General features: G+C 41.0%; 5 protein-coding genes, 1 tRNA gene and 1 other annotated feature. Of the genes, 4 read left to right on the top strand and 2 right to left on the bottom strand.

Annotated features, from left to right (window positions below):
- Window positions 1-173 precede the first annotated feature (173 nt).
- Together V7161_RS23970 and V7161_RS23965 are read right to left on the bottom strand one after the other, a co-directional pair.
- Window positions 174-332 (bottom strand): hypothetical protein, encoded by a 159-nt coding sequence (locus V7161_RS23970; protein WP_335715329.1) that lies wholly within the window; start codon window positions 330-332, stop codon window positions 174-176.
- 176 nt (window positions 333-508) lie between these two features.
- Window positions 509-1,450 (bottom strand): YaaC family protein, encoded by a 942-nt coding sequence (locus V7161_RS23965; RefSeq protein WP_335715328.1) that lies wholly within the window; start codon window positions 1,448-1,450, stop codon window positions 509-511.
- A gap of 108 nt (window positions 1,451-1,558) precedes the next feature.
- Here V7161_RS23965 and guaB point away from each other — a divergent pair, with 108 nt between their 5' ends.
- The 4 genes from guaB (at window position 1,559) to V7161_RS23945 (ending at window position 6,500) form a co-directional block, all read left to right on the top strand.
- Window positions 1,559-3,025 (top strand): IMP dehydrogenase, encoded by a 1,467-nt coding sequence (gene guaB, locus V7161_RS23960; protein WP_335715327.1) that lies wholly within the window; start codon window positions 1,559-1,561, stop codon window positions 3,023-3,025.
- A 211-nt stretch (window positions 3,026-3,236) separates the two neighbouring features.
- Window positions 3,237-4,547 (top strand): serine hydrolase, encoded by a 1,311-nt coding sequence (locus V7161_RS23955; protein WP_335715331.1) that lies wholly within the window; start codon window positions 3,237-3,239, stop codon window positions 4,545-4,547.
- A gap of 212 nt (window positions 4,548-4,759) precedes the next feature.
- Window positions 4,760-4,984, top strand: a binding site (T-box leader).
- Between the two features lie 51 nt (window positions 4,985-5,035).
- Window positions 5,036-6,313, top strand: a complete 1,278-nt coding sequence (serS, locus tag V7161_RS23950; RefSeq protein WP_335715326.1) for a serine--tRNA ligase — start codon at window positions 5,036-5,038, stop codon at window positions 6,311-6,313.
- 94 nt (window positions 6,314-6,407) lie between these two features.
- Window positions 6,408-6,500 (top strand) — tRNA-Ser (locus V7161_RS23945).
- Window positions 6,501-6,725: the final 225 nt, after the last annotated feature.

Here is a 6,725-nt window from a genome sequence, read left to right as displayed (position 1 = left end):
CGTTGCCAGGCACATGAAAAAGGACAATCCTCGTGGATTGTCTTTTTTGTTTTAAAGGCAAAATGAGTGGAAAGCGTAGTATCATTGTCCTTTTAGCTTGAATGAAGGACAGAAAGGTCGGTTAAAAGACGAAACAGGTCACTAGGAGCCTGGCATAATGCCCAAACTACCAATCAACCAACCAAAACTGTCTTCATAGCCAAAATGAAGGTCAAATCAGAAAGTAATAACCCGACGACGGTCAATAAAACGCTATTTAAATGCCCGTCTCCACAGTTAAACAACGCAAACTGTCTTTCATAGCCAAGATGAAGGTCAAACCACATACTCAATCAAGTCCACAATAGCCCTTATAGAGGACATGAGCAGTAGAAAATAGGAGGGCAATGCCCGCAGCAATAGCCCTTAATCTTATTAAGGACAGAACTAACTACCAGTCCATTCCACGAACTCACCTTCATGACCCAGATGGAAGACAAATCCACGATTCATTCACCCACTCAACCTTTCAACCCATCAAATACTGATAAACCAAAAATGGACCCTTTTGCATCGTAATCCCCAAAAATGTATCAATAAACGGATAATCTCGATTCGGCATCATTTTCGTTAATTCACTCCACCATTCTGTTTCATAACGGGCAATCATACTCAGGTTATACAACAATAAATAATGGATCAGCAGCTCAGGAAAATTAAATAGATTGCTTTTATGAAGCGGCAAATAATAAGAACCATTCTCTAAATTAAACTTCACTGGTGAAACACCTGAAAAATTTTTTTCCCCAGCCGAAAAACTAAGTCCTTCCCCCGAAAACTCAACCCCATTAGCAACCTTAGAAGCAAAAAACTCCTTAAACCGCCCATCTGTCATGTGAAAATGATCCAAAACGATCTCAGGAATAATAAGCTGTTCACCTTGCTTATGTAATGCTGCAAAGGTTCTCTTCCCCTCAATTAAAAAGAATAAATCATCCAGCTCTGGTATAAGCTGTAGTAATTCCTCCATGAAGACTTTTTCCCCTTCCAATTGTTTCACATGAAACATTTTTTCTGACATATAGGGGAAAAGGCCGTTTTTTTGTATCTTCACCTCATCCTGAAAGAATAGATAATTTTGTTTTTTTCTTTTTCGAGTGGAAACTCCATGGGCTAAAACAGCTGTCGTTTCAGGATAGGCGGGATCTATGGTTAAAATGCATGCTTTAATTAAATGAACGAGACCATAAAAAAGAAGAATTGGTTTTAAAATAAGCGGGGATTTTTCAGCCTGCTCATAATATATTTGTCCATGTTCAAGATAATAAAGAAAGGCATAACCGTTTTCATAACTTTTTTGTTCAGGATTTTCGACTCCGCCTTTTTGGTAACATTTTCTTAAAAAAGCTTGGCAGTATTCAGCTGAAAAGAAGCAGGCAAAGCTTTTCCAATCCTTAAATTGAATATCCAATGTACAATCACCTTTTTTCAGAAAAATCAAATTAATACTTTCTCCTTGACAGTATTTTGTCCAATTGTTAACCTACAAATAAAATTTTTTGTCCTGGAGGCCGTTAAAATGTGGGAAACTAAGTTTGCAAAAGAAGGTTTAACGTTTGATGATGTGTTGTTGATTCCTGGTAAGTCTGAAGTTCTGCCGAGAGATGTGAATTTACAAGTAGAGTTATCGCCTAATGTAAAGCTTAATATCCCGATTATCAGTGCGGGCATGGATACTGTTACCGAATCGGAAATGGCAATTTCGATTGCCCGACAAGGCGGCTTAGGGATTATCCATAAGAATATGACCATTGAACAGCAGGCTGAGCAGGTTGAAAAGGTAAAGAGATCAGAGAGTGGAGTAATTAGCGATCCATTTTACCTAACCCCAGATCACCAAGTATACGATGCAGAGCATCTAATGGGGAAATATCGAATTTCAGGTGTGCCAATCGTGAATAACATGGAGGAGCAAAAGCTGATTGGAATTATTACCAACCGTGATTTGCGTTTTATCCAGGATTACTCTTTCAAAATTTCTGACGTGATGACAAAAGAAAATCTTGTTACCGCGCCGGTAGGCACAACCTTGAAGGAAGCTGAAAAAATCCTTCAAAAGCACAAAATTGAAAAGCTTCCGCTAGTGGATGATCAAGGTGTCCTAAAAGGACTAATCACCATTAAAGATATTGAAAAGGTCATTGAGTTCCCTAACTCAGCAAAAGACCGCCAAGGGCGTTTATTAGCCGGTGCAGCCGTCGGCGTTACAAGCGATACTATGAAACGTGTCGATAAGCTTGTTAAGGCAAGTGTAGACGTCATTGTTGTCGATACCGCTCACGGGCATTCAAAGGGTGTTCTCGACACGGTTAAACAAATTAGAGAAGCGTATCCTGATTTAACCATTATTGCAGGAAATGTCGCCACTGCTGAAGCTACCAAGGACTTAATTGAAGCGGGAGCTGATGTTGTGAAGGTGGGAATTGGCCCAGGATCGATTTGTACCACAAGGGTAGTTGCAGGTGTTGGTGTCCCACAAATTACCGCTGTTTATGATTGTGCAACAGAAGCGATGAAGCATGGAAAAACAATTATTGCTGATGGCGGAATTAAATTTTCAGGAGATATTGTTAAGGCGCTCGCAGCCGGCGGTCATGCCGTCATGCTTGGAAGTTTATTAGCAGGGGTATCTGAAAGTCCAGGAGAAACGGAAATCTTCCAAGGACGCCGCTTCAAAGTTTACCGGGGAATGGGTTCTGTTGCCGCGATGGAAAAAGGTTCAAAAGACCGTTATTTCCAAGAGGATAATAAAAAGTTTGTTCCAGAGGGAATTGAAGGACGCATTCCTTATAAAGGACCATTATCTGAAACAATTTACCAGCTGATTGGAGGCCTTCGTTCAGGTATGGGTTATTGCGGAACAAAAGACCTGTATGATCTAAGAACAAAAGCACAATTTATCAAAATGACGGGTGCTGGCCTGCGAGAAAGCCACCCACATGATGTACAAATCACAAAAGAAGCACCAAACTATTCACACATATAATTTTTAAACAGAGGGGCTATAGGAGCCTCTCTGTTTTTTTGAGAAAAAAGTCCTGTTTAGTACAAAAAATAGATATAAGATGGGTCGATGCTCTGTCTATGATTTACTAGGCAGTTATGATAAAATAACCAAGGTGTAATAAAACGTTGGAGGGTTATAAATAGTGAACAAACATGTTTATCAGAAATGCATTGCCAGCTTCTTGGCAATCATGTTGTTTTTCAGCCTATTTGCCGGGGCGAATTCAGTCAAGGCAGAAGCGGCTTTAAATGTAAATGCAGACGGTGCGATTTTAGTAGATGGAGAAACAGGCAAGGTTTTATATGAGAAGAATGCAGATACTGTACTAGGAATTGCTAGTATGACGAAAATGATGACGGAGTATATATTACTAGAGTCCGTAAAAAAAGGAAAAGTGAAATGGGATCAAGAATACACTCCAAGTGACCTTGTATATAAAATCTCCCAGAGAACAGATCTTTCCAATGTTCCATTAAGACCTGATGATAAATATACAATCCGTGAGTTATATGAGGCGATGGCGATCTACTCTGCAAATGCCGCAACCATTGCGATTGCTGAAAAAATTGGCGGTTCGGAAACGAACTTCGTTAAAATGATGAATGATAAAGCAAAAAAGTTGGGCTTAAAGGATTATAAATTCGTTAATTCCACTGGTTTAAATAATCGTGACTACAATGGCCAGCAGCCGGAAGGAACGGGTGCGGAGGATGAAAACGTAATGTCATCCCGTGCCGTTGCGAAATTGGCGTTCCATTTAATTAATGATTTCCCAGAAGTGCTAAAAACAGCAAGTACACCTAAGAAAACCTTTAGAGAAGGCACAACCGACCAAATTAAGATGGATAACTGGAACTGGATGCTGCCATCTTTGACGTACGGCTATGAAGGTATGGACGGGCTTAAAACGGGTACAACAGATTTCGCCGGATACTGCTTCACTGGAACGGCTAGCCGTGATGGCAAGCGGTTTATCACAGTTGTGCAAAATGCCAAAGATGCCAGCGGCCAAGGCGGCTATAAAGCACGCTTCGACGAAACAAGAAAAATGATGGACTATGCGTTTAGCAATTACACAAAAGAAGAAGTGCTTCCAAAGCATTATCAAGTAAAGGGGCACAAAACAATCCCTGTTATTAAGGGGAAAAGCGATCAAGTAGAGGTCTATACAAAGTCAGCCATCAACATGGTGATCCTAAATGGTGAAAAGAAAGAGTATAAACCTGTTTTGGTATTAGATAAAAATAAGGTGAATAAAAAAGGTGAATTAACAGCTCCAATTAAAAAAGGCGAAAAGATTGGAACGGTAACGATTCAACCGAAAAATGGCGAGAAGGTCAGCTTCTTAACGGAAGAAGGTCAAAAGAAAGTTCAGGTCGACCTCATTGCGGCCCAGGATGTTGAAAAGGCAAACTGGTTTGTGTTAATGATGAGTGGCATCGGCAGTTTCTTCGGCGATGTATGGCATGGAATTTCTACAACTGTTAAAGGCTGGTTTTAATTGACAAGCTGGTATAAAAATTGAGCTATTTTAGAAAGAGGATTCTTGTCTTGACAGGAATCCTTTTTTGTTGCTTTAATGATTTTATGAAAGAAATATTTCCATCATTTTTCATAAGGATTTTCCAAAGAAGCAGAGGCAAAACAATTAGTATAGAACTGGTTGCATTTGGATAATATATGTAGTAAATTAAGATATACAAATTCATATTGTTTAAAGCAATGAGAGGAACTAGTAACAGGAATTTTGTTCTAAAGAGAGCCGGTGGCTGGTGTGAACCGGTGGATGAAGCTTGTGAATCCCTCCTCGAGTAAGGTACGGAACGTCTTTTTAGAAAAGGCCAGTAAGTACTTTCGGTACAAAACCGTTAACGTTTTTGAGGTGGACAGTTTCGGCTGTCAACCAGGGTGGTAACGCGGGTAACTCTCGTCCCTGTTTTTGGGGCGGGAGTTTTTTGTATTTATTTTTAAAAAAGGGAGTGCAGTTGGATGTTAGATATTAAAGTATTAAGAGCAAATTTTGCCGAGGTAAAAGAAAAGCTGCAAAATCGCGGTGAGGATTTAACGGATTTAGGACGATTTGAAGAGCTTGACTTAAAACGACGTGAGCTGATTGTTGAATCTGAAAAATTAAAAAGCCGCCGTAATGAAGTTTCCCAGCAGGTTGCAGCATTAAAACGCGAAAAACAGGATGCTGATCATCTGATTACGGAAATGCGCGAAGTGGGTGACCGCATTAAAACACTTGATGAGGAGCTTAGAGGAGTAGAAGAGACATTGGAATTATTACTGCTCAGCATCCCGAATATTCCACATGAATCTGTTCCCGTCGGCGAAACAGAAGATGATAATGTCGAAATCAGAAAGTGGGGCCAAGTGCGTGAGTTTGAATTTGAAGCTAAGCCGCACTGGGATATTGCAGACCAATTAGGGATTCTTGATTTTGAGCGGGCAGGAAAAGTAACAGGAAGCCGGTTTGTCTTTTACAAAGGGCTTGGAGCACGTTTAGAGCGGGCATTAATGAGCTTCATGCTAGATTTGCATGTTGATGAGCATGGGTATACGGAAATCCTGCCGCCGTACATGGTAAACCGAACCAGCATGACAGGCACAGGGCAATTGCCGAAGTTTGAAGAGGATGCCTTTTTAATCGAAAATGAAGATTATTTCCTCATTCCGACTGCAGAGGTGCCGGTTACCAACTATCACCGTGATGAAATCTTAAGCGGTGAGGAGTTGCCAATCCGTTTTGCGGCTTACAGTGCATGTTTTCGCTCAGAAGCAGGGTCAGCTGGACGTGATACCCGCGGGTTGATTCGTCAGCACCAATTCAATAAGGTAGAGCTTGTAAAGTTTGTAAAGCCTGAGGATTCTTATGAGGAGCTTGAAAAGCTGACAAATGATGCAGAAAGAGTGTTGCAGCTTCTGGAGCTTCCATACCGAGTGCTAAGCATGTGCACGGGAGACTTAGGGTTCACTGCTGCGAAAAAGTATGATATCGAGGTTTGGATTCCAAGCTATGGAACTTACCGTGAAATCTCTTCTTGCAGTAATTTTGAAGCCTTCCAGGCAAGACGTGCTAATATCCGCTTCCGCCGCGACCCTAAGGCAAAGCCTGAACATGTTCATACACTTAACGGATCTGGCCTTGCGATTGGCCGCACGGTGGCTGCTATTTTGGAAAACTATCAGCAAGAAGACGGCAGTGTCGTGATTCCAGCCGTACTGCGTCCATACATGGGAAACCGCGAAGTCATTAAGCCTTAATGAAAAATTTCTGGGCGGATTTAATCCGTCCAGTATTTTTATTTTCAAAGTTGACATGCTAATGATATTATGATAAATTATCTTTTGTTGATACGGAGGAATACCCAAGTCCGGCTGAAGGGATCGGTCTTGAAAACCGACAGGCGGGTTAAACCGCGCGGGGGTTCGAATCCCTCTTCCTCCGCCACAATATACTTACAATCGCGCATAAAACTGGAGATAAAAATTCGTTACATATACATGTAGCGGATTTTTTTTATTTAGAGAAAATTTTAATTGTGTAAGAGGCTACTAATGCCGAGAAGGTCCAAAAAAAGGAATAACGGTAATTAGGAGAGGCCCCTAATGCCTGAGAAGGTCCAAAAAAAGGAATAACGGTAAGTAGGAGAGGCTCCTAATGCCTGAGAAGGTC

Source organism: Neobacillus drentensis (assembly GCF_036965425.1).
Classification (GTDB): domain Bacteria; phylum Bacillota; class Bacilli; order Bacillales; family Cytobacillaceae; genus Neobacillus; species Neobacillus drentensis_F.
The sequence above is the reverse complement of the archived record's forward strand: the minus strand, read 5'-3'. Positions and strand labels throughout refer to the sequence as shown.

Coding starts and splice junctions, on each gene's coding strand:
- guaB (WP_335715327.1), top strand. CDS start 1,559: ATGTGGGAAACTAAGTTTGCAAAAGAAGGTTTAACGTTTGATGATGTG.
- V7161_RS23955 (WP_335715331.1), top strand. CDS start 3,237: ATGTTGTTTTTCAGCCTATTTGCCGGGGCGAATTCAGTCAAGGCAGAA.
- serS (WP_335715326.1), top strand. CDS start 5,036: ATGTTAGATATTAAAGTATTAAGAGCAAATTTTGCCGAGGTAAAAGAA.